This is a genomic window from Streptomyces sp. NBC_01294, from assembly GCF_035917235.1.
GTDB classification, from domain to species: domain Bacteria; phylum Actinomycetota; class Actinomycetes; order Streptomycetales; family Streptomycetaceae; genus Streptomyces; species Streptomyces caledonius.
In genome coordinates, this window is the sequence record NZ_CP108423.1 from 1,371,304 (window position 1) to 1,397,358 (window position 26,055).

15 protein-coding genes and 3 pseudogenes are annotated in these 26,055 nt (G+C 71.0%); 5 read left to right on the top strand and 13 right to left on the bottom strand.

Annotation, left to right across the window (positions count from 1 at the left end):
* Nucleotides 1-177: 177 nt before the first annotated feature.
* From OG534_RS06355 to OG534_RS06375, 5 genes are all read right to left on the bottom strand, one after another.
* Nucleotides 178-1,542: an MBL fold metallo-hydrolase gene (locus OG534_RS06355; protein WP_326587090.1), complete on the bottom strand. Its 1,365-nt coding sequence runs from the start codon at nucleotides 1,540-1,542 to the stop codon at nucleotides 178-180.
* The gene (locus OG534_RS06360) at nucleotides 1,539-2,642 is read right to left on the bottom strand and encodes a molybdopterin-dependent oxidoreductase (RefSeq protein ID WP_326587091.1); all 1,104 of its coding nucleotides are present in this window, start codon (nucleotides 2,640-2,642) and stop codon (nucleotides 1,539-1,541) included. The genes OG534_RS06355 and OG534_RS06360 overlap by 4 nt, the downstream gene beginning before the upstream one ends.
* Before the next feature lie 308 nt (nucleotides 2,643-2,950).
* Nucleotides 2,951-4,633 carry a protein kinase domain-containing protein gene (locus OG534_RS06365; RefSeq protein WP_326587092.1) on the bottom strand — a complete coding sequence of 561 codons (1,683 nt, stop codon included), beginning with the start codon at nucleotides 4,631-4,633 and terminating at the stop codon, nucleotides 2,951-2,953.
* A 122-nt stretch (nucleotides 4,634-4,755) separates the two neighbouring features.
* The gene (locus OG534_RS06370) at nucleotides 4,756-5,970 is read right to left on the bottom strand and encodes an amino acid aminotransferase (protein ID WP_326587093.1); all 1,215 of its coding nucleotides are present in this window, start codon (nucleotides 5,968-5,970) and stop codon (nucleotides 4,756-4,758) included.
* A complete protein-coding gene (locus OG534_RS06375) occupies nucleotides 5,963-6,940 on the bottom strand; it encodes a DMT family transporter (RefSeq protein WP_326587094.1) in 978 nt (325 codons plus the stop codon). The genes OG534_RS06370 and OG534_RS06375 overlap by 8 nt, the downstream gene beginning before the upstream one ends.
* Nucleotides 6,941-7,077: 137 nt before the next feature.
* On the opposite strand from OG534_RS06375, the gene OG534_RS06380 reads away from it, so the two are divergent.
* Entirely contained in the window at nucleotides 7,078-7,560 is a 483-nt protein-coding gene (locus tag OG534_RS06380) for an Lrp/AsnC family transcriptional regulator (protein WP_326587095.1), read from the top strand.
* A 16-nt stretch (nucleotides 7,561-7,576) separates the two neighbouring features.
* Here the strand turns inward: OG534_RS06380 and OG534_RS06385 are convergent, their stop codons facing one another.
* The 4 genes from OG534_RS06385 to OG534_RS06400 all read right to left on the bottom strand — a co-directional run bounded on the left by OG534_RS06385 (nucleotide 7,577) and on the right by OG534_RS06400 (nucleotide 12,539).
* Nucleotides 7,577-8,095 (bottom strand): O-acetyl-ADP-ribose deacetylase, encoded by a 519-nt coding sequence (locus tag OG534_RS06385; protein ID WP_326587096.1) that lies wholly within the window; start codon nucleotides 8,093-8,095, stop codon nucleotides 7,577-7,579.
* Nucleotides 8,095-9,513, bottom strand: a complete 1,419-nt coding sequence (locus tag OG534_RS06390; protein WP_326587097.1) for a phytoene desaturase family protein — start codon at nucleotides 9,511-9,513, stop codon at nucleotides 8,095-8,097. The genes OG534_RS06385 and OG534_RS06390 overlap by 1 nt, the downstream gene beginning before the upstream one ends.
* A gap of 71 nt (nucleotides 9,514-9,584) precedes the next feature.
* Nucleotides 9,585-10,409 (bottom strand): inositol monophosphatase family protein, encoded by an 825-nt coding sequence (locus OG534_RS06395; RefSeq protein ID WP_326587098.1) that lies wholly within the window; start codon nucleotides 10,407-10,409, stop codon nucleotides 9,585-9,587.
* A 159-nt stretch (nucleotides 10,410-10,568) separates the two neighbouring features.
* Nucleotides 10,569-12,539: an FHA domain-containing protein gene (locus OG534_RS06400; protein WP_326587099.1), complete on the bottom strand. Its 1,971-nt coding sequence runs from the start codon at nucleotides 12,537-12,539 to the stop codon at nucleotides 10,569-10,571.
* Between the two features lie 250 nt (nucleotides 12,540-12,789).
* On the opposite strand from OG534_RS06400, the gene OG534_RS06405 reads away from it, so the two are divergent.
* Entirely contained in the window at nucleotides 12,790-14,307 is a 1,518-nt protein-coding gene (locus OG534_RS06405; RefSeq protein ID WP_326593499.1) for a serine/threonine-protein kinase, read from the top strand.
* A gap of 57 nt (nucleotides 14,308-14,364) precedes the next feature.
* On the opposite strand, the pseudogene OG534_RS06410 reads toward OG534_RS06405, so the two are convergent.
* A pseudogene (locus OG534_RS06410) lies at nucleotides 14,365-14,766 on the bottom strand (LLM class flavin-dependent oxidoreductase); the annotation flags it as partial.
* A gap of 260 nt (nucleotides 14,767-15,026) precedes the next feature.
* Between OG534_RS06410 and OG534_RS06415 the strand changes: the two are divergent.
* From OG534_RS06415 to OG534_RS06425, 3 genes and pseudogenes are all read left to right on the top strand, one after another.
* Nucleotides 15,027-15,217: pseudogene (locus OG534_RS06415) on the top strand (IS110 family transposase); the annotation flags it as partial.
* Nucleotides 15,218-15,880: 663 nt separating this feature from the next.
* The gene (locus tag OG534_RS06420) at nucleotides 15,881-22,087 is read left to right on the top strand and encodes a DNRLRE domain-containing protein (RefSeq protein ID WP_326587100.1); all 6,207 of its coding nucleotides are present in this window, start codon (nucleotides 15,881-15,883) and stop codon (nucleotides 22,085-22,087) included.
* Between the two features lie 29 nt (nucleotides 22,088-22,116).
* Nucleotides 22,117-22,302: a hypothetical protein gene (locus OG534_RS06425; RefSeq protein WP_326587101.1), complete on the top strand. Its 186-nt coding sequence runs from the start codon at nucleotides 22,117-22,119 to the stop codon at nucleotides 22,300-22,302.
* Between the two features lie 296 nt (nucleotides 22,303-22,598).
* Here the strand turns inward: OG534_RS06425 and OG534_RS06430 are convergent.
* The 3 genes and pseudogenes from OG534_RS06430 to hydA form a co-directional block, all read right to left on the bottom strand.
* Nucleotides 22,599-23,102: pseudogene (locus OG534_RS06430) on the bottom strand (transposase); the annotation flags it as partial.
* Nucleotides 23,103-23,630: 528 nt separating this feature from the next.
* The gene (locus tag OG534_RS06435; RefSeq protein WP_326587102.1) at nucleotides 23,631-24,629 is read right to left on the bottom strand and encodes a TIGR03842 family LLM class F420-dependent oxidoreductase; all 999 of its coding nucleotides are present in this window, start codon (nucleotides 24,627-24,629) and stop codon (nucleotides 23,631-23,633) included.
* Nucleotides 24,630-24,647: 18 nt separating this feature from the next.
* Nucleotides 24,648-26,048, bottom strand: a complete 1,401-nt coding sequence (gene hydA / locus OG534_RS06440; RefSeq protein WP_326587103.1) for a dihydropyrimidinase — start codon at nucleotides 26,046-26,048, stop codon at nucleotides 24,648-24,650.
* Nucleotides 26,049-26,055 lie beyond the last annotated feature (7 nt).

The window sequence follows — 26,055 nt, forward strand, 5'->3', positions numbered from 1 at the left end:
GCCGCCGGGCGGCGGGTGCACGGGCTCGGGCCGCATTGCGACCCCACAGACCGGGTGAAATCATGATGGATCGGCATCATGCGGACGCGGACGCGCGGACGGACGCGCAGGCGACGTGTGTGAGCCGACGGGGCCGTCTGCCGCCGACCGTCGACCGTCGGCCCTGCCGACCCGGTGTCACGCGTGGTCCATCAGCTCCGGCACCCCGCCGCTGGTCACCGCCGTCACCGGGATCCCGGCCCGGTCGAGCAGGCCCGCCGCGACGGTCGCCCGGCGGCCGCTCCCGCACACCACCCAGATCTCGCGGTCCCGCGGCAGCTCGCCGATCCTGCGGGGCAGTTCGGCGAGCGGCACGGCGAGCGTGCCCGGGATGCCGCCCTCCGGGCGGTCCGGCCGCACGTCGAGCACCCGCTTCCCGTCGACGTGCCCGGCCAGCCGGGTCACGTCCGCGGTACGGAAGCGGCGCAGCGGCCGGCCGGCCGCGGCCCAGGCCTCGACGCCTCCCGCCAGGTACCCGGCGACGTCCTCGTATCCGATCCGCAGCAGCTGGACCATCGCCTCGTGGGCCGCGTCCTCTGCCGGTTCCGGCAGCACCAGCACCAGGCGCGTGCCGAACGGCACGACCTCGCCGACCAGGCTCGCGAAGCGCTCGTCCAGTTCGTCGCAGATCGAGTCGGGCAGGTGGGCGTCGGCGAAGGCCGCGCGGTCGCGCCCGTCGACGATCTGCGCGCCGCCCCCGACCAGCCCCTCCACCACGGCCGGGGTCAGCGGCCGGGGCGCGGGCGGTCCGCCGAGCACCCGCGGCCCGGACCGGTTGATCGGCGCCATGTGGTGGTAGTAGGCGGGGTACGGCGGCAGGCCGGACAGCCGCCCGCTGACGAACTCCTCCTCGTCCTGGGTGGTCAGCACGGGGTTGGTGCGCCGCTCGGCGCCCACGGTGGTGGTCCGCTCCCCCGACACCGGACCGGCCGCGCAGGAACTCCCCGCTCCGTGCGTCGGCAGCACCCGGGTGGCGTCCGGCAGCAGCGCGAGCCGCCGCAGGCTCCGGTACTGGGCCCGGGCGAGTTCCTCCGTACGGTGGCTGCCGGACAGGTCGGTGCGGCCGGCGTTGCCGACGAGGAGGCTGCCGCCGGTGAAGACGGCCGACGGCGCCTGCCGCGCGCCGTCGAAGACCAGGTACGCGGTGTGCTCGGCGGTGTGACCGGGCGTCTCCATCGCCCGCACGGTCACGTCTCCGAAGGAGATCTCGTCGTCCTCCGCCATCGCCAGGTGGTCGAACGCGTACGGCGCGCGCGCCGGTGCGGCCACGGTGGCGCCGGTCGCCGCGCGGACCTCCAGGGCGCCGGAGACGTAGTCGTTGTGCACGTGCGTCTCCAGGACGTACCGGATCCGCACCCCCCTGTCCGTACAGGACTCGACCAGCCCCCAGCTGTCCCGCTGCGGGTCGACCAGCGCGGCCTCGTCACCGCTCACCAGCAGGTAGCCCGTGTCGCCGAGCGCCTCGGTCGTCACGAGCTCGATCGTCGCCCCTGGAGCGTTCATACGACCACCACCTCGACGCAGGCCACGGGGTTGCAGCCGTAGCCATGGGCATTCCACGGGGCCTGCGACGGCTGCCGGTCGCCGCGGGCGTCGGTCGCACGGGAGAGCAGCCGGTAGGGCCCGGGCTGCTGCGGCGTCCACCGGTAGGACCAGCCGGTCCAGCCGTAGGGGCCGGCCGGCGGATCGAGGACGGCCTCGTGCCAGCCCCGCTCCCCGTCCCGGTCGTCCTCCTCGTAGGCGGCCCGCACCTCGACCCGCCGTACGGGCACCCCGTCGCCCGACCAGGCCCGGCCGCGGACGAGGGTCTCGTGGCCGCGGCGCACGGCGTCGTCCTGCTCCGGCTCGGTGATCAGCGACTTGACCCGCACGGTCGTCACGGGCCCGTCGGGGGTGCCGCGCGAGTCGACGTACCGGTACTCCTCGGCCTGGAAGACACCGGTGAACGGCTGTGTCACGGCCCGCGCCCCGACCAGCCATTTCACATCGGCGACCGCGTACCGGCCGGGGACCACCAGGCGCACGGGCGCCCCGTGTTCGGGGGCGAGCGGCTCGCCGTTCATGCGGGTGGCGAGGAGGGTGTCCGGGTGCAGGGCCACGGCGAGCGGCAGGCTGCGCTCGAAGGCCGTGCGGTGGCCGCGCACCGTGCCGGAGTCGGCTCCGGTGAAGACGATCTCCACGGCCGCCGGATCGATCCGGGCCCGGTCGGCGAGGAAGCGGAAGGGGACTCCCGCGAAGTGCGCGCAGCCCACCGCCTGCTGGCTCCACGGCAGGCCGGGCGGGCGGGGTGTCATCAGGCTGCGGCCGTTGCCCGCGCATTCCACCACGACGTCGAGTTCCCGGTGCTCCATCGCGAGCAGCTCGTCGTGGCCGATGCCGAAGGGAGCCGCCGCGGCGCCGCCGATCCTCAGCTGCCACCGGCCGGGCGTGGCCGGCGGGCTGCCGAAGTGGTCGCGTACGAAGAAGGCCCCCACGGGCGTGAGCGGCTCGGCGAGCGCGGCCGACGGCGTCTGGGCGTTGTACGGGTCGGCGGTGACCATCTCGGGCGCCCAGGCCGTGGCACCGAGCCCGCGTGAACCATGTGAAACCGGCGCTGCGGTCATGGCGAACACCTTCCGTCGGGCTCGTGCCGAGCGCGACGCGGATTTCTTTCAGACTACGTCCGCCAAAGTCTTGACTACGGACAAATAGGGAGGAAACTCATCAATACACCGGATCACCGGAAAGAGCCGCACCCGCCTCTGGAGACGTCCTCAGGCCCGCGTGACACTTGTCCAGGCTCTGGCCAGGCCCCCGGCAGCACGTGTCGAACCACGGGAGCCATCGGCGACGGCGGATGGCTCATGGAATCGACCGACTGCCGGGGACTGTCTTGTGCGCGCGTCGCGCGCGGGCGGCCGGCTGCGGGCCGTCAGGCCGCGCGCCAGACCGTCAGGTCCGCGGTGACGAAGTTGGGCACGCCCTTCACCTCCGGGGTCGCCTTGGCCTGGATCACCAGCAGGGCGACGTCCCCCGACGGGTGCTTGACGCAGATCCCGCTGCCGGCTGCCGCCGCGGCCAGCGGGAAGCTTCGTTCACCGGGGCCCGAGAGCAGGATCTGGCACCCCAGGAGGGAGCCGTCCGGAGTGCCGGGGATGCCGGAGATCACGCTGGTGTCGCTCTCCAGGGTGCAACCGGTCTTGCTGTCCTTGCAGTTGAGGCGGATGTCCCCCTTGCGGTCCGTGGGGAAGCTCCCGTTCCTGATGTAGAGCGAGTTGTCTTCACCCAGCCACACTCCGGGGTACGGGACGGCCTTCGGCTTGGGCGTGCCCGAGGGGGACGGCGACGCCCCCGGGGTGCGGCCCCCGGACCCCGGTGTCGCCGCCGCTGCCAGGGGCGCCCCCGACGACTGTGCGGACGTCGACGCCCGGGCGGACGCCCCGGGACCGGGCGACGACGGTGTGGCGTCGGCCTTGGCGCGGGCCCTGTCCGCCGCCTCCACGGCCATCCAGGTCAGGCCTCCCAGCAGCGCGGCCACCGCCGTCGCCGCCGCCGTGGTGATCAGCGCGGTACGCCGCCTGCGCGCCCGCCGCTCCTGCGGGTCGAGCGGCGCCGACTGCGGCGGCCGCCAGACCAGTACGGGGTCCTCGAGCTCCGACGGCTGCGTCGGTCGCGGGACCAGCGGCGCCGTGCGCACCGGGGTGGGATCCGGGACGGGGGCCGGGAGCGCCGCCTCCGGCCCCGCCACCTCGCGCCAGACGGCCGGGCCGCCGCCCCCGTCGGCGTCCTTGCCCAGCCGCTGCCTGCACCACGCCACGATCTCGGCCGGGGTGGCACGATCCTGCGGATCGGCGGCCAGGCAGCGGGCGATCAGCGGACGCAGGGGCTCCGGCAGCCGGGAGAGGTCGGGGGCGGAGTGCACGATCCGGTACAGCACGCTGACGGAGGGGCCGTCTCCGTACAGCGGCTCGCCCAGCGCCGCGAACGCCGCCGTCTGGCCCAGCGCGAAGATGTCGGTGGCGGCGGTGACCTCGCCCGCCGACGCCTGTTCGGGGGCCATGAACTGGGGCGTGCCGATGGCGCCGCCCGTGGCGGTGTGCGCGGTGGTGCCGGACGCCAGCGAGATGCCGAAGTCGATCACCCGCGGTCCGTCGGCGGCCAGGAGCACGTTCGACGGCTTCAGGTCCCTGTGCACGATCCCCGAGCCGTGGATGGCCTGCAGGGCCTCGGCCACTCCCGCCACCAGCCACAGGAGCGCGGGCACCGGCAGCGGTCCGCGCCGGGCGACGGCCTCGGTCAGCGAGGGCCCGGGCACGTACAGGGTGGCCAGCCAGGGCGGCGTCCCGTCCGCGTCGGCGTCGATCAGCTCGGCGGTGTACGCCCCGCGGACCCGCCGGGCCGCCTCCACCTCGCGGCGGAACCGCCGCCGGAACGCCGGGTCCTCGGCCAGCTCCGGCCGCACCACCTTGATCGCCACCGGGCGGCCGCCCTGCGTGTGCGACAGGTAGACCCGGCCCATGCCGCCCGCGCCGAGCCGGGCCGCCAGCCGGTAGCCCGCCACCGCCGGCGGATCGTCGGCCTGCAGCGGCTGGAACACCTCGGTGGCGTTGCCCATCGGTCTCTCCCCCCGATCCCGGATCAACCGACGGGTTGATCCACGTCACCCTAAGCGTCGGGCGGGGGCCGGGAGTTGGCGGGGGGCGCGCCGGGGACCGGCGGCGATCCGTCAAGTGGCCTCTAGGCCGGCTGGACCGGGCGGGGTGCGCCGGCCGGGTCGAGGACCGCGGCGATGCCCTGGGCGAGGCAGGGGATCCGGTGCGCCGGGATGCCCGCGATGTTGATCCGCCCCGAGGTCGTGCCGTAGATGGCGTACTGCCTGCGCAGCCGCAGCATCTGGTGCGACGTCAGCGGCAGCATCGAGAACATCCCCTTCTGCCGCGCCAGCGACCGCGCCTGCTCGGCGCAGCCGAGCGTGCTCAAGTGGGCCGTCAGATCGGCCCGGTTGGCCATGATCCGGCCCCGCATGACATCGAGTTCCGCCCGCCAGGACGCACGGAGCCCCTCGTCCTCAAGGATCGTGGTCACGACGGCAGCGCCGTGCTCGGGCGGCATCGAGTACAGCGTCCGGGCGGCGTTCTGCAGGGCCGTCTCCGCATGCCGTACGGCCTGGCCCGAGGCGCCGAGCACGATCGCGCAGCCGACGCGGTCGCTGTAGAGGCCGAAGTTCTTCGAGCAGCTCACGGCGATCAGCATTTCCGGCACGCGCGCCGCCAGCATCCGGGTGGGCAGCAGGTCGGCCTCCAGGCCGTCGCCGAGACCGTGGTAGGCGAGGTCGACGAACGGCACCCAGCCGCCGCGGACGGCCGACTCGGCCAGCGCCTCCCAGTCGTCCAGCAGCGGGTCCACGCCCGTCGGGTTGTGGCAGCAGCCCTGCAGCAGGACGACGTCGTCGCGGCGCGCCTCCGCCAGCTCCGCCAGCACGCCGGCCGTGTCGAAGCCGCCCGCGGCGTCGCGCCAGCCGTACGTGCGGACGTTCAGCCCGGCGGCCTCCAGGATGGGCCGGTGGTTTACGTAGGCCGGGTCGCTGATCCACACCGTGGTGCCCGGGCGGGTCCGGCAGATCAGGTCGGCCAGCAGCCGCAGCGCGCCGGAGCCCGCGACGGTCTGGACGGCCGCGGCCCGGTCGGCCGGCCCGTTGGGGCCCAGGACCAGGTCGAGCAGGGAGCGGTTGAAGGCGGCGTTGCCGGAGAGCCCGCGGTACTCCTTGGACGCGGAGCGCTCCGCCAGGCGGATCTCGGCCTCGCGGACCGCGGTCATCACGGGCGTGGCGCCGGTCTGGTCCCGGTAGACGCCGAGGACGAGGTTCAGGCGTTCGGGCCGCTCGTCGCTGCCGAACTCGTAGGTCAGGTCCCACAGCGGGTCGGTGGGCGGCGGGGGGAGGAGCTCAAGCATCTGCGGGAACCTTGGGTCGTGGGCGGCGGTTGGCGAGGACGACGCCGGCGGTGATGAGGGGGACGCCGGCGAGCACGGCGACGGTCGGCGCCTCGCCGAGCAGCGGGATGGCGAGCAGGACGACGGCGACGGGGCTGAGGCTGCCGACGACGGAGCTGCGCTCGGCGCCCAGCCTGCGGATGGCGAAGGCGTAGAGCAGGCCCGCGCACAGTCCGACGCCGAGCCCCTGGACCACCAGGAACAGCGCGATGTCGCTGCCCGCGGCGTGGGCGATGCCCGTCGGGAGCACCCCGGTGAGGACCAGGACGCCGATCACGGCGAAGGAGGGCAGGCACAGCAGGCCGATCGATCCGACGGGATCGAGGTCCACCTCGCGCAGTCCCACCGTGTAGAGGGCCCACAGCCCGCTGGCCACCAGGAGGGTGCCGGAGCCGGCGAGCACGTCCGTGTCCACCGGGACGACGTAGCGCCATACGAGGGCGGCGACGCCGGCCGCGATCAGCGCGAGGCCGACCGCCTGCGTCCCCCGGGGCACGGCGTGTCCGCGGCGGATCATGATCGCGGAGACGAACAGCGGGACCATGCCGGGGACGATCGAGCCCACGAAGGCCGCGGAGGTCAGGGCGCCGCCGTGCATCGCGGCCAGGAAGAAGGGCACCCCGGCACCACAGATGATCTTGGCCGCGGCTCCCGGCCGTACCGCGACGATGCGGTGGCGGCGCCGCCACAGGGCGGGGAACAGGACGACGAGGGGGACGCCGAAGCGCAGCAGGGCCGCGTCGGCGGGCAGCAGGGAGGAGGTGCTCAGGGCCCGGGCGCTGAGCGCGAAGGCCGCCCAGATCGCCACGGTCACCAGGAGGGCCAGCATGCCCTCGGCCTGTGGGGTGAGCCCGCGACGGCCGGGGTGTCCGGCCCGCGGGCCCGCCGCGTCGGGAGGCAGGGTCGCCCGGGGGGTGTGCGTCGCGACCAAGGAAATTGCTCCAGCCTCTGAGACCCGGACCGATCCGGTCCGGTTCGGTCGCAACGTTAGGGCTTTCGCCGGGGCAGCCGATTGCCAGTTCTGTCGCTCGGACATACGTTTGGGGCAGAATCTGCCAAGGAGTGGCCGTGGACGCAGTCGATCTGCAGATCATCCGGGAATTGCAGGCCGACGGGCGCCTGTCCAACCAGGACCTGGCCGACCGCGTACGGCTGTCCCCGTCGCCCTGCCTGCGCCGTGTGCGACGCCTGGAGGAGGCGGGTCTCATCCGCGGCTACACGGCCATGGTCGACCAGGTCGCCTTCGGGCTCCCGGTCACCGTCTTCGTCCGGATCCGCCTGGAACGCCACACGGCGGAGGCGGTGCGGCTCTTCGAGGAGCACGTCGCGGTCATCGAGCACATCCAGGACTGCTACCTGATGGCGGGCAGCAGCGACTACCTGCTCCGGGTCGTCATCGAGGACCTCGAAGCGTACGAGGCCCTGGTGCGCCACCGGATCCACGCGATCCCCGGCATCGCCTCGATCGAATCGAGCTTCGCGTACGGCAGCGTCAAGCAGTCCCGGACGTACCCGCGGCCCAGCCCGGGCGCTTCGCGGCGGTCGCCGTGACGAAGCCGCGCAGGGCCTACGAGGAGGCCCCGACCGCCGCCTCGAAGACGGCGTACGCGGCGGCGTCGAACAGGACGAACCGCACCTCCTGGACCTCGGTACGGGCGGCCCGCACCGTCTCCACGGCGATCCGCGCCCCGTCGTCCATGGGCCAGCCGTAGATGCCGGTGGAGATGGCCGGGAAGGCGACCGTACGGGCCCCCAGCTCGTCGGCGACCCGCAGCGACTCGCGGTAGCAGGAGGCCAGCAGCTCCGACCGGTCCTCGTCCCGCGACCAGACCGGGCCCACCGTGTGGATGACGTGCTCGGCCGCGAGCCGCCCCGCCGTGGTGGGGACCGCCCGGCCCGTCGCCAGGCCCTTGCCGTAGTGCGAGCGCCGCAGGTCCTCGCAGGCCGCGAGGATCTCCGGCCCGCCGCGCCGGTGGATGGCGCCGTCGACCCCGCCACCGCCCAGCAGCGAGGAGTTGGCCGCGTTGACGATCGCGTCGGCCTTCTCGGCGGTGATGTCGCCGCGGACCAGGGTGATGCGGACCATCAGGAGTCCTTTCGCAGGTGGCGCCAGACCGCCTTGGCGGCGTTGTGTCCGGACATCCCGTGCACGCCCGGGCCCGGCGGGGTCGCCGAGGAGCAGAGGAAGACCGCCGGGTGGGGCGTCGTGTACGGGGAGAAGGAGAGCCTGGGGCGCAGCAGGAGCTGCAGCCCGGAGGCGGCACCGCACGCGATGTCCCCTCCGACGTAGTTCGGGTTGCGGGCGGCGAGCTGGGGCGGTCCGGCTGTGGCGCGGGCCAGGACCAGGTCGCGGAAACCGGGGGCGAAGCGCTCCAGCTGACGTTCGACGGCGTCGGTGAGGTCGCCGTCCCAGCCCGCGGGGACGTGCCCGTACGCCCAGAACACGTGCTTGCCCTCGGGCGCCCGGCCGGGGTCGACCAGGCTGGGCTGCGCCGTGATGAGGAAGGGGTTGCGGGGGGCCCGGCCGCCGGAGGCGAGCTGCAGGGCGGCGTCGATGTCGCGGGTGCGCGGGCCGATCTGGACGGTGCCGGCCCGGCGCGGCTCCTCGGCCGTCCACGGGACCGGGCCGTCCAGCGCGTAGTCGATCTTGAACACGGAGGCGCCGTACCGGTAGCCGTCGTAGACGCGCCCCAGACGGGCGATCCGGGCCAGCGCGGTCGGCGAGGTGTCGAAGACGTAGGCGCGGGCGGGCGGGAGGTCGTCGAGCCGCTTGACCTCGAAGCCGGTGTGGATCGTGCCGCCCAGGTCGCGCAGGTACGCGGCGAGCGCGTCGGAGACGGACTGCGAGCCGCCGCGCGGCAGCGGCCAGCCGTTCGCGTGCGCGGCCAGCGCGAAGACCAGGCCGACGGCGCCGGTGGCGATGCCGCCGAGCGGTGCGATGACGTGCGCCACCAGTCCCGCGAACAACGCCCGGGCCGGTTCGTCGCGGAAGCGGCGGAGGAGCCAGGTGGAGGGCGGCAGCCCGGCGAGCCCGAAGCGGGCGAGGGTGACCGGATCCCGGGGCAGCGCGGTGTTCGGCAGCGACATGAAGTCGCGTGCCAGGGTGTCCCACTTGCCGAGGAACGGCCGGACCAGGCGCCGGTAGGTGCCCGCGTCGCGCGGCCCGAAGGACGCCGCCGTCTGCGCGACCGAGCGGGACAGGACGGCGGCCGTGCCGTCGTCGAAGGGGTGCGCCATGGGCAGCGGGGCGTGCAGCCACTCCAGCCCGTACCGCTTCAGCGGCATCGTGGCGAAGACCGGCGAGCCGGCGCCGAGCGGGTGCACCGCCGAGCAGGGGTCGTGCCGGAAGCCGGGGAGCGTGAGCTCCTCCGTCCGGGCCCCGCCGCCGACCGTGTCGGCGGCTTCGAAAACGGCCACCGAGAAGCCGCGCCGCGCCAGTTCGACGGCGGCCGTCAGCCCGTTGGGCCCCGCCCCTACCACGACCACATCGAGAATCGACGGCACTTGCGACTCCTTCGTCTCCGGCGGCGCCTGCGCCCCCAGGATATTCCGCCACGCGCGGCGGACCGGCACCCTCACTCGCCCCGCAGCAGCTCCCGGATGCGGACCGCGGTGGCCTCGTCCCGCCCGACCGCGAACGGCAGCGCGTTGTCCCGGTCCACCCGGAAGGGGACACCGTCGACCGTGCTCTGCGCCCCGCCGGCCTCGCCGACCAGCAGCAGCCCGGCCGCGTGGTCCCAGGCCGAGGGCCAGGTGAAGGCCAGGCCGTCCATCTCGCCGCGGGCCACCTTCAGGTACTCCAGGCCGGCCGAGCCGCACGGCCTGGCCGCGACCCCGGGCACGTCCAGCCGGGCCAGCGTCCGCTTGTTCTCGTCGGACGTGTAGAGCGGGTGGGCGATGGCGACCCGCAGGTCGGCGCCGGGATCGGGCGAACCGCTGCGGATCCGCTCGCCGTTGACGTACGCGCCCTCCCCGCGCACGGCGGTCGCCAGCTCCTCCAGCGCCGGGGCGAAGGTCCACGAGGCGAGGATCTCCCCGCGCACGGCCAGCGCGACCAGCGTGCAGAAGCCGGGCTCACCGTTCACGAACTGGCGGGTGCCGTCGACGGGGTCGACGATCCACACCGGGGCGTCCGCGCGCAGCGCCTCGTACACCGTGGGATCGGCGTGGACGGCCTCCTCGCCGACCACGGCCGAGCCGGGCAGCAGGCGCGTCAGGGCGGCGGTGAGGTGCTCCTCGGCCCTGCGGTCGGCGACGGTCACCAGGTCGTGGGGGCCGCTCTTCTCGTCGACCTCGTGCTCGGCGAGCTGCCTGAATCTCGGCATGATCTCGATCGCCGCCGCCTTGCGGACGGCCTCTTCCACATCCGACAGGCCATGGGTAAGGAACTCATCGATCATGCGTCCATCACATCACGCCCGCGCGGCAAACCCCACCGACAATCCCTGTCCGACCGCTGGATTCCCGATGTACCGCGGGTGAACCGGGTCGCCGGCGGCCGTCCGCACGGAGCCGGCGCTCCGCTCGGACGGCCGGGGCGCGCAGACCCCGTACGGGTGTCAGCCGACCGGTGAGGGACTCCGCGGGTCGGCCGGGCGGGGGTCGGCCGGGCGGGGGACGAAGACCGGGGAGTCCGACTGGTAGAAGAGGTCGATGTCGGCCTCCTCGCCGCCGACGATCAGGGTGTCCCAGGCGCCGCTCTCCCGCAGGGTGCGCAGGGTGGCCGGGGCGATCGAGGCGAGGTGGGAGCGGAGTTCCGCGTCGTCGGGCAGGCCGGGCATCCGGGGGGCCAGCCGTTCACGGATCCCGGCCATCCGGTCCAGCAGCGCGTCCAGGTCGCTCCCGTCCGCGGCGTCGGCGACACCGGCGGCACCACCACCACCAGCACCGGCACCGGCACCGGCAGCCGCACCCCCGACGGCCTCCGCGCTGCGCGCGATGATGTCCTTGATCGCGCGGGTGACACCCTGTTCATCGGTGGTCACCATGGCGTTCCAGGCCCTGCTCTTGTGCCGGTACTGGAGCATGGACATCGCCGCCTCGTGCCGGATGAAGTCGGCGTCCCGCAGCGGCTTGCCCCGCCATGCGCGGCTGAGCGAGCGGGCCAGCGAAGTGGCCGAGGCCAGACCGCTGTTGAGGCCTCGGCCCGGCCAGAAGTGGATCGCGTTGGCCGCGTCGCCCAGCAGGAAGCCGTAGGTGCCGGGGGTGGTCGCGGTCGGCCGGTGCAGCTGTGCGGTGAACCGCGGGCGCTGCACCATGTCCAGCCGGAACGAGGTGATCGCGGACAGGTCCTCCTCGGCCACCCCGAACAGGCTCAGGCCCTGCCGGATCTCCTTCCACAGCGGGGAACCGCGCAGGAGGGCGGGCAGGAAGAGGGTGCCGTGGGTGGGGCAGCGGAACTCGTTGTCCTCCTCCTGGCGGCTCATCAGGCAGGGGCGGGCGGCGATGCACTCCTCGAAGACGTGGCGGACCGGGTCGATGCCGATGACGCTCTTGGTCTCCTCCCGGGTGAGCCGCATGTTCAGGAAGCCCTCGCCGCGCAGCGAGTTGAGCAGGAACCGGTTCTGCGACACGGTGAGCAGCACGCTCATCGGGTCCGGCAGCTTCGACTTGACGCGCAGCCCCAGCACGATGTCCTGGAGGTGCTCGCCGTCGAGGGAGTAGATCGAGGCGTCGGCCGCGCCGAACCGGTCGGCGTAGTGCTCCCGGGTGCGGGAGCGGCCGCCCTCGGCGACCACCAGGACGTGTTCCTGGGTGACCCGGTTCTGCTCCTCCGCCACGTCGAAACGCTTGGGAACGAGCCGGATCGACGGCTTCCGGTTGGCCAGGTCCAGCAGCCGGTCCTCGATGTGGGCGATCCGGATGTTGCGGGGCGGGCGGCCGTCGACCGAGTCGGGGCCGACGGGCCACATCTCGGAGTAGGCGGCGCCGTCGTCGAAAAGGGCGGCGAGCACCTCCTCGGGCAGGGCGAGGTACTGCCGGCTCTGGACGGTCACCACCTGCTGGCGGCGGAAGTTGCCCTGGGTCTCGTCCTTCCAGACGACCGAGGGGCCCTTCCTGGTCCAGCGCCCGTCGTAGACGGTGATGGCAGTCCGACCGGGCAGCATCTCGTCGAGCGCCAGGGCGAAGGCGAGGCCCACCGGGCCGCCGCCGGTGATGGTGACCCGCAGCGTTCCGGGGTCCGCGGCGCTCGGCCGGGGCACGTCCATCAGGGAGAGGTCCATGACCGTCTCCATGGCGTCCTGTGCCTCGTAGAGGAACGTTTCATCGCCGATCCGGATGGAGTCGTTCGGACGCAGCACATGCCGCGTGACGCGCTGGTCGTTGACGAATGTGCCGTTCCGGCTGTCCCGGTCGTAGAGGACGAAACCGGCGTCCTCGGTGAGAATCTCGGCGTGCAGCCGGGAGGCACTGGGGCTGACGATGACGACGCTGTTGTCGTTCTTGCGCCCGAAACTGACGGGCTCGCCGCTCAGGACCACGCTCTGCCCGGTAAAGGGACCCGTGCGTCCAACGATGACCGAAGGCACTCCACACTCCTTGAAAAAGACGCCTGCTGACTCCTCGTACGACAGCAACACGCCCTCATGAAGGTGTCTGGTTCAACCATTTTCGAAAATTTCCGGTCACTTCGTTGAACCGGGGATCACGATCCGTACGTGATGTTGGCGTCGACAGGCGATCAGAGGGAGAACGGCCCCCATGCACAACGAGGAATCCGAGACCGTGACGGACAGCACGCTCGCCGCCACCACCGAGGACACGGCCACCACCGCGGGCATGGCCACGACCGCGGCCACCACCGCGGCCGCACCGGGTGCACCGGCCGGGGAACGGCTGATCGCCGGCCGCTACCGGCTGCTGTCGCGGCTCGGCGAGGGCGGTATGGGCACCGTGTGGCGGGCCCGCGACGAGACGCTGCACCGCGAGGTCGCCGTCAAGGAGGTCCGGGCCCCGGCCCACCTGCGGGCCGGCGACATCGCGCGGATGTACAGCAGGCTGGAGCGGGAGGCGTGGGCGGCGGCCCGGATACCCGACCGCAACGTGGTGACGGTCCACGACGTGGCCATGGACGACGACCGGCCCTGGATCGTCATGGAACTGATCCGCGGCCAGTCGCTGGCCGATCTGCTGCGTGCCGAGGGGCCGCTGACGCCGCGCCACGCCGCGCACATCGGCGCGGAGGTGCTGAGCGCGCTGCGCGCCGCGCACGCCGTCGGGGTGGAGCACCGCGACGTGAAGCCGGCGAACGTGCTGATCGCCGAGGACGGGCGGGTGGTGCTCAGCGACTTCGGCATCGCGATGGTCGAGGGCAGCACCGCGCTGACCATGACCGGCGAGGTGGTCGGCTCCCCCGAGTACCTGCCCCCGGAGCGGGCGCTGGGCCGCCCCTCGGGCCCCGAGTCGGACCTGTGGTCCCTCGGCGTGACGCTGTACGCGGCCGTGGAGGGGATCTCCCCGTTCCGGCAGGACACCGCACTGAGCACCCTGCGGGCCGTCGTGGACGAGGAACCGCCGGTGCCGGTCCGGGCCGGCCCGCTCGCCCCGGTCATCGCCGGGCTGCTCCGCAAGGACCCGGCCGAGCGGACCCCCGCCGCCGAGGCCGCCGAGGCCCTGCGGGGCATCGCCCACGAGCCCGACGCCACCACGACCGCCACGCGCGCCCTGTCGACCCCCGCGGAATCCGCGGAACCCGAACCCGAACCCGCTGAACCCGCCACGGTGGCGAGACCCGTCGCCGCGGCGGCGCCGGCCGGCACCGCCGCGGAGCCCGCGACGGCGGCGGCGACAGCGGCTCCCGTCACGCCGGCGCACGAGTCGCCCGCGCACGCCACACCCGCGGCCCCGCCCCGCAAGCGCCGTACGGCGGCCTTCGTCGCGGCTGGCGCGGCCGCCTGCGTACTGGTCTCCGCCGGGCTGGTCTACGCCCTCGACCGCAACGACGAGGACTCCGCGCCGATTTCGGGCGTACGGATGTCGGTGGCGGGCGCGAACACCACCTACACCGGCAGCTGCCCGACCCCCGAGAGCAAGGCCCCGGCGTTCACCGCGACCTTCACCGCCTCCGAGCCGACCCTGATCTCCTACCGCTGGGTGTCCGGCGACGGCTCGGTGGTGGATCCGCACTGGCGCACCCTGTCCATCGGGGACAAGGCCAACCCCACCAAACACGACACCGTACGGCTGACGACCTGGGCCAAGACCGGCACCCTGACCACGGGGATGGCCGTGGAACTCCAGAGCCCCACCCGCACCACCTCCAACCCGGTCCCCTTCTCCATCACCTGCACCGGCTGACCCCGGCCGGCACCGGCACCGAGTACGGGGTACCGGGTACCGGCCGGGGAGGGTCGGTCAGTCCCGCAGGACCGGAATGATGTGCTGGCCGTACGCGTCGATCGTGGCCTCCCGCGCGTCGTGCATGTCGTACACGGCGAACTGGTCGACGCCGAGGTCGCGCAGGGCCCGCAGCTTCTCGATGTGGGCCTCGGGCGGGCCCAGCAGGCAGAAGCGGTCGACGATCTCGTCGGGGACGAAGTCCGTGGACGGGTTCCCGGCGCGGCCGTGGTGGCTGTAGTCGTAGCCCTGGCGGGCCTTGATGTACTCGGTGAGCTCGTCCGGGACCATCGAGGAGTGCTCGCCGTAGCGGGTCACGAGGTCGGCGACGTGGTTGCCGACCATCCCGCCGAACCAGCGGCACTGGTCACGGGCGTGCGCGAGTTCGTCGCCCACGTACGCGGGGGCCGCCACACAGAACTGGAACAGCCCCGGCTACACCAACGCGCTCAGTGCGGGCCGGGGCGAAATCTTTCTGCGCGATGGCACCGGATGGGTTTTGCCGCTGGACATCGGACGCTGGTCCGCGGGGGCAGATGCCTGCGACATGACCGTGGTGCGCCGGTGCGCCAGAGCGGTTCTGGACATCGGCTGCGGACCGGGACGGCTGGTGGAGCGCGGGCACGAGGTGCTGGGCATCGACATCTCCCTGCCGGCCGTCGATGCGACGGCTGGGCAACCGGCACCGCCTCTCACGAGGCGGCGACCGAGCAGCCAACGCCGCCCTCTACCGCATCGCATTGCTCCGCATGTCCGCAGACTCCCGCACCCGCGAGTACGTGGCACGACAATAGCCGCCGGCCGCACGAAGAAGGAGATCATCCGGCTCCTGAAGCGAGCCATCGCCCGAGAGATGTTCCGCTGTCTGACCACCACGGGGCGCCGGAAGCTGGGTGGGGAGGGGACCGGCCAGTACGACCGGCCGGGTTTTGCGCAGCCGGATCAGCTGGGTCAGGAAAGACGAGTCCGCCAACACGACGCGTGTGACATCGAATACCAGCCGCTCCGCCGCGGAGGCTTCCGCTAGCAGGCCGTCGCGAGCACGCCGACTGTTTCAAGGGCGAATTCCCTCGCGCAGGCGATGATGATCGGACCGTTCGCAACAGGCCTGACCGCCAGCTCCGGCCGTTTCATAAAGGCCCCGGCCCCTCACTTTTCACGGCGCACATGGCCATCGAGACCGCGGTCAAGAACCGTGTAGCAGGGTCGACGCCCTCGGGGCAGGGTTACTCGATCGACTACACCACGCACCGGGACACCATCTGCGTTGACCAGGGATTCTGTCGGTATGGTCACCACGTCGACTTGTGCCCCATATCACATCATTCCATGAATGCCATATGGCATCTATGTCGCTTTTGCGCCCTGGCTGCTCTTCGGAACTCGGTTAACTTCATCCGGCACTCTGCACGTAGTGCAACAAGCAACTCACCGAGGGAACATGAGCGACAATCAGCTCGACCCCGCGCCAGAGCGCGGGCGGCTGTGGTCAGGGAGAAGTCTGCGAACTATCGCAGGCGGCGTCTCTCTGGCCATGGCGATAGCCGTCCTTGACATATCCACCGCTGCGGCGGCAGTCGAGAAGGGTCAACTGGCGGCGCAGAACGGCCCGAAGGTCACCCATGCAGCCGACATCGCTTCCGCCGGCGTCGCGGCCAGGTTGTCCGGTCAGCGGGTGGAGGCGCTCTCCGAGCGTACGGAGACCTCCACCACCTGGGTCAACAAGGACGGGTCCCTGACGAGCGAGGTATCGGCAGGCCCGGTGCGCTTCAAGGACCCGACTACCGGTGACTGGCGGGACGTGGACATCACGCTCGCCTCCTCCCCCGACGGCTCGGTCGCCTCGAAGGCTCACCCCCGCGGCCTGAAGCTGTCCGGTGCGGTAAGTCAGTTACGCAAGTCCGGCCAGGCGGCTCCGTCCCTGCGCTCGGCTCAGACAGCAGCCGCCACCGACCTGGTCACCCTCGGCCAGGGCGACGAGGCGATCACCCTGCAGTGGCGCGGCAGTCTGCCGGCGCCGAAGCTGGACGGCACCCTGGCCACCTACGAGAACGCCGTGACCGGTGCGAACGTGGTCGTGGAGGCCACTCGTACCGGCTTCGAACAATTCGTCGAGGTCAAGAACCGTCCCGAGCCGGGCTTCTCGTACACCCTGCCGCTGCGTACCAAGGGTCTGAAGGCCGAGCAGCAGCCGGACGGCAGCGTGCTGTTCACCGACAAGAAGTCGAACAAGACCGCGACCATGCCCGCACCCGTCATGTGGGACTCGAGCGTGGATGCCGCCTCCGGCGAGCACACCCGTCGGGCCAAGGTCGACATGAAGGTCGTCAAGACCTCCGGCGGCATCGACCTGGTGATCACTCCGGACGCGGGATTCCTGGCCGACCCTGCCACCAAGTACCCGGTCACCGTCGACCCGTCGACGTCCGCGCTGGGCAACCTGTTCGACACATACGTCCAGCAGGGCGAGACCGTCGACTGGTCCAACGACACCGAACTGGACTTCGGAAACCCGGGTACGAAGAACGCCAACGGCACCTTCCGCACCGCGCGTTCCTTCATCACCTGGAACACTGCCCCGGTCTCCGACGCGCTGATCTCCAGTGCCCAGCTGTCGCTGTGGAACTTCCACTCCGGGAACACCGACTGCTCGGCCCAGCCCTGGGAGGTGTGGACCTCCAACGGCCCCACCACCGCTTCGCGCTGGACGAACCAGCCGGCGATGGTGGACAAGTTGGCAACCTCCACCCAGACCAAGGGCAACCCCGGCTGCGGATCCCAGCCCGACGGCTGGATCAACGCGGACGTCACCAGCCTGGTCCAGCACTGGGCCAACAACAAGTGGACGTTCTCCAGCATGGGCCTGCGCGCCACTGACGAGAACAACACCAAGCAGTGGAAGCGCGTCAACTCCGCCAACGCCTCCGCCAACGTCCCCAAGCTGACCGTCACCTACAACTACCGGCCGAGGACCGGCACCAAGCAGGAGGTCGGTCCGCCGTTCTTCTCCTACGGCGGTGTCTACTCGGTCAACACCGTGACCCCGATCCTTCGCGACACGTTCATCGATGCCAACGGTGACACTGTCCAGGGCGCCTACCAGATCTTCGACGCGGCGAGCGACACCCAGGTCGGCGACGTCCTGCGCTCCGCCTTCGTGCCGTCCGGTCAGGCCGCGCCGGTGACCGTCCCCGCCGGGGTGCTCACCAGCGGCAAGACGTACAAGTTCCGTTCGTCCCCGTACGACGGCACCCACTACAACCTGGGCTGGTCGGCCTGGAAGACCTTCACGGTCGACACCGCTGCACCCTCCGCACCCACGGGTCTCACCTCGACCGACTACCCGGCCAATGCCTGGGTCAAGGGCGCCGGCCAGAGCGGCAGCTTCAGCGTGACCCCGCCGGGCGGCGGCGACCACAACTGGCTGGAATGGTCGCTGGACGGCGCCACCTGGACCAAGGTGCCCACCGATGGAGCCTCCGGGACCAAGGCCATAGCGGTCGCACCGCCCAAGGACGGCACCCACACTCTCCAGGTCCGGGCGGTCGACAAGGCCGACAACAAGTCCGACGCCGTGTCCTACACCTTCCACGCGGGCCCCGGCGGGTTCGTACAGCCGGTCGCCGGCGAGCGCACCGCTCGCCGCCTGTCCCTCGTCGCCGAAGCCGACGGCGGCAAGTTCAACAACGTCTCCTTCTCGTGGCGGCGCTCCGAGGCCGACCCCTGGGTCCAGATCCCAACGGGCCACGTCACCTCCGGCGGAACCCCGCTCACGGCCTGGCCCGTACCGATGACGGACGGCAAGAACGCGCCGCTGGCATGGAACGCGACCGACACCGTCAACCCCGATGGCACCGCGCAGATCAAGGCTGACTTCACCGGCCCGAACTCTGCTTCCGCCGCTACCGAGCCCCTCACCGTCGTGGTGGACCGCAACGCGAGCGGCGCGGCCACGGACGAGGTGGGTCCCGGCACCGTCAACCTGCTGACGGGTGACTTCGCTCTGTCCGGCACCGATGTCTCCGCCTTCGGGCTGTCGGTCACCCGGACCGCTTCCTCCCGGACCCCGGACAAGGGGGCCAAGCAGGAGGGCCAGGCGTCGATCTTCGGCAAGGAGTGGGTGTCCGGTACCACGGCCGAGTCCGAGGAGTCGCAGTACGCGAACCTTCGCAGGATCTCCGACACTGCCGTCGATGTGCTCGACCCCGACGGCAACGCTGTCCACTTCACCGCCAACACGGCGAAGAACGGCTGGATCCCCGAGCCGGGCTCCGAGGACCTCACCCTCACCGGCAGCGTGAGCGGCAACTTCACGCTGTCCGACACGGACGGCACGGTAACGGAGTTCACCCGCATCGACCCTGCCGCCAGCACCTGGCAGGTCACCTCCACGCTGCTGAACGGGCTGGCCAACACCACGACCACGGTCGTCTCTGAGACGGTGACGGTGGATGGCAAAAAGCTCGCCCGTCCCAAGCGGGTGATCGCCCCCACCTCGGCTGCCTCGGCCGCCACGTGTACCGCGACTCCTACCACGAAGGGCTGCCGGGCACTGGAGTTCGCGTACGCAGATTCCACCACGGCCACTGACCTGGTCTTCGGTAACTTCACCGGCCAGGTGCGGGAGATCCGTCTGTGGTCCACCGAGCCGGGTGCCGCGAACGCCACCTCCAAGGTGGTGCAGACGTACCTCTATGACAAGAACGGCCAGCTGCGCCAGGCGTGGAATCCGCAGCTGAGCGCCGGGCTGAAGACGGAGTACGCCTACGACACCGCAGGCAGGGTCACCGGTCTCACCCCGTCCGGAGAGCTGCCGTGGTCTTTCACCTACGGTCAGGCGGGCAATGCTGCCACCGCCGGTGACGGCATGCTCCTGAAGGCGTCCCGCTCGGGCCTCAAGCAGGGCACCAACGACGTGCTGGAAGGCGCCGCCGTCACCTCGGTCGTCTACGACGTCCCGTTGACCGGGGCCAAGGCCCCGCACGCCATGGGTTCCGCCGACGTGAAGGCCTGGGGGCAGAACGACGCCCCGACCGACGCGGCTGCCGTGTTCCCCGGGGACTCTGTGCCCTCCTCCCACTCGGGCGATGCCCTGACGAGCTCGTCCTACCAGCGAGCCGACATCACGTACATGAACGTCTCCGGACGTTCGGTGAACACGGCCAAGCCCGGTGGGCACATCACCACGACCGAGCACGACCGCTTCGGCAACAGCGTGCGCGAGCTCTCGGCCTCGAACCGGTCCCTCGCGCTCGGCGTGACCGCCGAGGACCGCGCCGCGCAGAACGATCTCGGCATAGCCTCCCTGCCTTCGGCGGAGCGGGCCGTCCTGCTGTCCACCTCGTCGGTCTACGACGCGGCGGGTGACCGTGAACTGGAAGAGTTCGGACCCCTGCGGCGGATCGAGCTCACTGCCGACCTGAAGTCCGGCACGACCGTGCTCGCCCCGGCCGGCACGTCGGCCACAGCGCGTAGCTGGACGACCAACGAGTACGACGCGGGTCGCCCCACGGACGGCACCGCGAAGGTCAAGGACCAGCCGACCAGGGTCACCACGGGGGCGCAGGTGCGTGAGCACCCGTCCGTGCAGGGCGAGCCTCGGGTCACCCAGACCGAGTACGACTGGGCCAAGGGTCTGCCCACGAAGTCCATCAAGGACCCGGGCGGTCTCGCGATCACGACGACCACCGAATACGACTCCCAGGGCCGCGTCACCAAGCAGCTGCTGCCCGGATCCAACGGCACCGACGCCGGCACCCGTGTGACCACGTACTGGTCCGCGACCGGCATCGGCACCTGCCAGGGCCGTCCCGAATGGGCGGACCAGATCTGCTCGACCGGACCTGCCGGAGCGATCACCGGCGGCGGTTCTCACCCGAGCCAGCTGCCGACCTCCACCGTCGAGTACAACTGGTGGGGCACCGCGGCCAAGACGACCGAGACCGCGAACGGCGTCACCCGCACCACCACGACCACCTACGACAACGCGGGCCGTCCCACGGTCGTAGCAGTCACGGGCGGGGTCGGCCAGGCCGTCCCGACCACCACGACCGAGTACGACCCGGCCAGCGGCCGCGCCGTCAAGGTCACCTCGGACACAGGCGGCACCATCGTCAAGTCCTTCGACAAGCTCGGCCGCCAGACTTCCTACACGGACGCCGACGGCGGCACGACGACCACCGAGTACGACCTTCTCAACCGTCCGGTCAAGACGGCTGACAACAGCCCGTCCACCGCTGCCTACACCTACGATCACGCTGTCGAGCCTCGCGGCCTGGCAACGAAGATCACTGACTCAATCGCAGGCGCCTTCCAGGCCACCTACGACGCCGACGGCTCCGTCAGCAGCGAGAAGCTGCCGGGCGGATACACACTGAAGGTGGAAGAAGACACCACCGGCAGCCCGCTGAAGCGGACCTACACGCGCGACAGCGACAATATCGTCGTACTCTCCGACAGGGTTTCCGAGTCCATCCACGGCCAGGTCACCAAGCACGCCGGCTGGTCCGGTCAGTCCTACGGCTACGACGCCATCGGGCGACTGACCTCCGTCGAGGACACCGCGGACACCATCTGCACGAAGCGGACCTACGCCTTCGACAACCGCACCAACCGCACGGCTCTCACCTCCGCAGCCGGCACCCCCGGCGCGGACTGCCCCCTCACCGGGGGCACGACCACCACCCACAGCTACGACAGCGCCGACCGGCTCCTGGACAGCGGCTACACCTACGACGCCTTCGGCCGCAGCACCACCGTGCCGAACAGCACGGTTTCCTACTACGCCAGCGACATGGTTCACCAGCAGGTCTCCGGCTCCCAGCGGCAGACCTGGCAGCTTGACGCCGCCCAGCGCCTGCGTTCCTGGAAGACCGAAACGGGAAGCGGCTCCTCCTGGACCCAGACCGGCTCCAAGGTCAACCACTACGACGGTGACGGGGACAACCCCCGCTGGATCACCGAGGACGCGGCGACCGGCTCGCTGACCCGAAACGTGGACTCAGCCTCCGGCGACCTGGCGGCCACCACCAGCAAGACCGGTGACACCGTCCTGCAGCTCACCAACATCCACGGTGACGTCGCTCTCCAGCTCCCGCTCGATGCCGGTCAGGCACCGGTGGCGCTGGACAACGACGAGTACGGCAACGCACGGACCGGACAGTCGGCCACCCGCTACAACTGGCTCGGAGGCAAGCAGCGCTCCAGCGAGACCCTCTCGGGCCTCATGCTGATGGGCGTCCGGCTCTACAACCCGACCAGCGGTCGCTTCCTGTCCACCGACCCGGTCTACGGCGGCGGCGACAACGCCTACGGATACCCGGGCGACCCCGTCAACCAGTTCGACCTCGACGGCAGGTTCTGGGGTTCGATCAAGAAGTGGGTGCGAGAGCAGAAAAGGTCCCACGCCAGTCTCGACATGGCGTACTCCGCCACGAGGTTCGGCCTGGGAATCGCATCCTTCCGGTACGGCGGCCCCGTCATCAAGGGAGCATCGCGACTGCGCTGGCGCCACGTGAGGCACCCCATCCGCACCGCGAAGTACATCAGGCGGGCCTGCAACACGTGGGGACGATGCGCACTCACAGGGTTCGCGATTTCTCGTTCATCGCGCACCTACTGGCACGGACGCAACACCTACCGCCACGCGAACCGGTACATCGGCAACTTCTACGGACGAATGCTGAACTCCATGTCCCCTACATCCCGCTACCGCTCTCGTAAGTGGAAGGGATACTTCTAGCAGACTGACCACACATCGGAACGGCTGACATGACCACCAGAATCAAACCGCCCACCGAGATCCTCGGAATCTGGGCGATAGCAGCAGTGCTTACGCTGGACGACATCGAGGAATTCACCCTCGTTCCGCTGCTGCTGAAGGCGGTCTTCATCGCCATCACGGTAGCGGCCGCACGGCAGACCATCGCCTACATCAAGGCTCGCAGAAGCTCCTGACTAACCGTCGAGCCGTAGCAAGGAAGCCCAGTGCCCGCGCAGTGCAGTCTGCGCGGGCACTGGGCTTCCAAGCTTGTCCTACCTTCCAAGCGTGGGTCTGAGCCGGTCATTCGTAAGATCGGCGGACCCGGGGGTTCTGGGTATGGCTGTGAGCTTGTCGCCGTTGGATGGCTCAAAGAACTTGGCCGCCCGGAGCCTCGCGACGACTCGACCGCTAATTGGGATACGCGACTCGATCGCTTCGTAGGACAACGTCGGCGAGGTCGTCTGCGGGACTGGTTCTTGGACGACGAGCTGGCATCGAAGATGACCAGGATGCTCCGGTCCCCAGCCTTCCACCGGCCGCCGCGGACGAGGTCCTCGACGACGCGGCGGACTTGGACGGAGGTGACCTCGGCGACGTCGTCCTCGGGGCTGAGGCGGACCGCGTCCAGCAGCTGACACCACGATGTCCGCCCGGATTCGAGGGCGGCGACGAACGAGTACGGCCAGCCGGGAATCATCAGGTGCTGGTCCCGGCCACAGCCAAACGTGTGACAGAACAACCCCTCCGGGCTGCACTCGGCGTCCGGCCGCAGCCAGTTACTCACGTCCACGGCCAGAACCAGCCGGCTGTCCGCCGCCCGCGGCTGCGGCAACGCGGCGAGGGCTCGCCGCAGCCGGACCACGTCGATGCGGCCGTCGTTCAGCGCCGCGTAAAGCGCTCCGTGCCCGCAGCAGTGCTCGGCCAGCAGCGTCAGGTCCACCGGCGTCCTCATCGGCCCGTCCGCGCACAACAACGCGTCCGTCAGCTCGTCGATGTTGTCGACGAACTTGACCTGGTATCCGTGCGCGGCACTGCCGTCGGGGGCCTGGTCGTACCATTCGACGCCGCCGTCCGGAGTGGCGGTCTTGATCGTCTCCCAGCCGGGGATCGCCGGCTTTCGGAGCTGGAAGCACAGTTCTTCGAAGGCACGATGCTGGCTTCCGTCCCATTCCCGGATGCTCTGCCAGTTATGTGCTCTGCTGTCGTTCGCTGCCGCTGCCGTCCTCTGACCGTTCTGCCGCCCCACGGCGTGCGCGTTGATTTCCAGCGTAGAGGGTCGCACTGACATGCGAGGTTCTCCGCTGCTGCCACATCACCCCGGCGGGGTAGGCGAGGTCCTCGAATTCCTGTCGCCGGATAGCCGTGGCACAGAGGATTGCGGTGTTCATCTGGCCTCAAGGTGACACCGGGTGTCCCTGTGACGGCCTGGGTAGAAGTCGACTCAACGTGTCCGCAAGAGCCTCTCCAGCAGTCGAAGCTGCGAGGGCCGACTCGTTAGTCGGCCCTGCGCTGCCCGCGGGCGTCAGCTGAACAACGGGATGACGTGCTGGCCGTACGCGTCGATCGTGGCCTCCCGCGCGTCGTGCATGTCGTACACGGCGAACTGGTCGACGCCGAGGTCGCGCAGGGCCCGCAGCTTCTCGATGTGGGCCTCGGGCGGGCCCAGCAGGCAGAAGCGGTCGACGATCTCGTCGGGGACGAAGTCCGTGGACGGGTTCCCGGCGCGGCCGTGGTGGCTGTAGTCGTAGCCCTGGCGGGCCTTGATGTACTCGGTGAGCTCGTCCGGGACCATCGAGGAGTGCTCGCCGTAGCGGGTCACGAGGTCGGCGACGTGGTTGCCGACCATCCCGCCGAACCAGCGGCACTGGTCACGGGCGTGCGCGAGGTCGTCGCCCACGTACGCGGGGGCCGCCACACAGATGGTGATCTCCGCCGGGTCGCGGCCGGCCTCGGCGGCCGCCTCGCGGACCGCCTTGACCATCCACTCGGTGAGGTAGAGGTCGGCGAGCTGGAGGATGAACCCGTCCGCCTTCTGCCCGGCGAGGGCCAGGGCCTTCGGGCCGTACGCCGCCATCCACACCGGGAGCCGGCCGTCGCGGACCCACGGCAGGCGGATCGGGTTGCCGTCGACCAGCGCCTCGCGCCCCTCCGCGAGGTCCCGGATGACGTCGATGGCCTCGCCGAGACGGGCCAGGGTGTTGGGCTTGCGCCCGGCGACCCGCATCGCCGAGTCCCCGCGCCCGATCCCGCACACGGTGCGGTTGCCGTACATGTCGTTGAGGGTGGCGAAGGTGGAGGCGGTGACCTCCCACGTGCGGGTGCCCGGGTTGGTGACCATGGGGCCGACGTGGAGCTTGCGGGTGTGCTCCAGGATCTGGCTGTAGATGACGAACGGCTCCTGCCACAGCACGGCGGAGTCGAAGGTCCAGCCGTAGCGGAAGCCGTTGCGCTCGGCGCGGCGCATGAGGCTGATCACCTGCGAGGCGGGCGGGTCGGTTTGCAGGACGAGGCCGAAGTCCATGAGGCGGCTCCTTGACGCTTACAGGTACTGGCAGGTGGAGCGGGGGACGAAGACCCCGTGGCCGGCCCGGCCGGTGAATTCGCGCTGGTCGATGACGAGTTCGCCGCGCGAGAGCACGGTGTCGACGCGTCCGGTGATCCGCTTGCCCTCGTACGCCGAGTAGTCCACGTTCATGTGGTGCGTCTCGGCGGAGATGACCTGCTCGGCGTGCGGATCGTAGAGGACGATGTCGGCGTCGGAGCCCGGCGCGATGGTGCCCTTCTGGGGGTATAGGCCGAACATCCGGGCCGGGGTGGCACAGGCGATCTCGATCCACCGGCGGCGGCTGATGTGCCCGTCCAGGACGGCCTGGTGGAGGAGATCCATCCGGTTCTCCACGCCCGGCAGCCCGTTGGGGATCTTCGAGAAGTCCCCGCGGCCGAGCTCCTTCTGGCCCCGGAAGCAGAACGGGCAGTGGTCGGTGGAGACCACTTGCAGGTCGTTGGTCCGCAGGCCGCGCCACAGGGCCGCCTGGTGCTCGCGGGGGCGCAGCGGGGTGGAGCAGACGTACTTGGCGCCCTGGAAGTCCGGCTCCGCGAGGTTGTCGGTGGACAGGAAGAGGTACTGCGGGCAGGTCTCGCCGAAGACGGGCAGGCCCTTGTCGCGCGCGGCGGCCAGCTCGGCCACGGCCTCCTCCGCCGAGACGTGCACGACGTAGAGCGGGGCGCCCGCGACCCGCGCGAGCTGGATCGCCCGGTGGGTGGCCTCCGCCTCCAGCAGCACCTTGCGGACCTCGCCGTGGTGGCGGGGGTCGGTCTCCCCGCGTGCCAGGGCCTGTTCGACGAGGACGTCGATCGCGATGCCGTTCTCGGCGTGCATCATGATCAGCCCGCCGTTCGAGGCCCCGCGCTGCATGGCGCGCAGGATCTGTCCGTCGTCGCTGTAGAAGACGCCGGGGTAGGCCATGAACAGCTTGAAGGAGGTGACGCCTTCCCCGACGAGGAGGTCCATCTCCTTGAGGGTGCCCTCGTTGACGTCCGAGAGGATCATGTGGAAGGCGTAGTCGACGGCGCAGTTGCCGTCGGCCTTGGCGTACCAGGTGTCGAGGCCCTCGCGCAGGGAGTGGCCCACGCTCTGCACGGCGAAGTCGACGATGGTGGTGGTGCCGCCCCAGGCGGCGGCCCGGGTTCCGGTCTCGAAGGTGTCCGAGGCGGAGGTGCCGCCGAAGGGGAGCTCCATGTGGGTGTGTGCGTCCACCCCGCCCGGGATGACGTACTTCCCGGTCGCGTCGATCGTACGGTCGGCCGTCCAGGCCGCGGCGGCGCCCGAGCCGTGTGCGGCCAGGGCCGCCACGCGGCCGTCCTCGATGAGGACGTCCGCGTGCACTTCGTCGGATGCGGTGACCAGGAGGCCGCCGCGGATCAGGGTGCGGATGCTCATGTGCGTC